The sequence below is a fragment of the Mesorhizobium sp. M8A.F.Ca.ET.207.01.1.1 genome (assembly GCF_004794715.1).
In the GTDB taxonomy this organism is placed as follows: Bacteria; Pseudomonadota; Alphaproteobacteria; order Rhizobiales; family Rhizobiaceae; genus Mesorhizobium.
The window spans coordinates 1-400 of the sequence record NZ_SRUS01000150.1 but is presented as its reverse complement, the minus strand read 5'-3'; the positions used below and the strand labels follow the sequence as shown (position 1 = coordinate 400).

General features: G+C 67.8%; 1 protein-coding gene. It reads left to right on the top strand.

The window, feature by feature from the left end; translation table 11 throughout:
• A partial coding sequence (locus tag EN850_RS33930) for a phosphate ABC transporter substrate-binding protein PstS (RefSeq protein ID WP_136092961.1) occupies nt 1-400 on the top strand: 400 nt, incomplete at both ends.

The window sequence follows — 400 nt, the reverse complement described above, 5'->3', positions numbered from 1 at the left end:
CCTCCTTCATCTTCCCGCTGGTCTCCAAGTGGTCGGCCGACTACAACGCCAGCACCGGCGCCAAGATCAACTACCAGTCGATCGGCTCCGGCGGCGGCATCGCCCAGATCAAGGCCGGCACCGTCGACTTCGGTTCCTCCGACAAGCCGCTGAGCAGTGAAGAGCTGGCCCAGGCCGGCCTGGCGCAGTTCCCGTCGGCCATCGGCGGCGTGGTGCCGGTGGTCAACATCGACGGTCTGGAAGGCGGCAAGCTGCGCCGGAGCGGCGCCCTGCTGGCCGACATCTTCCTGGGCAAGGTCAAGACCTGGAACGACCCGGCCATCGTCGCTGCCAACCCGGGCGTGAAGCTGCCGGACGGCAAGATCACCCTGGTCCACCGTTCGGACGGTTCGGGCACCAC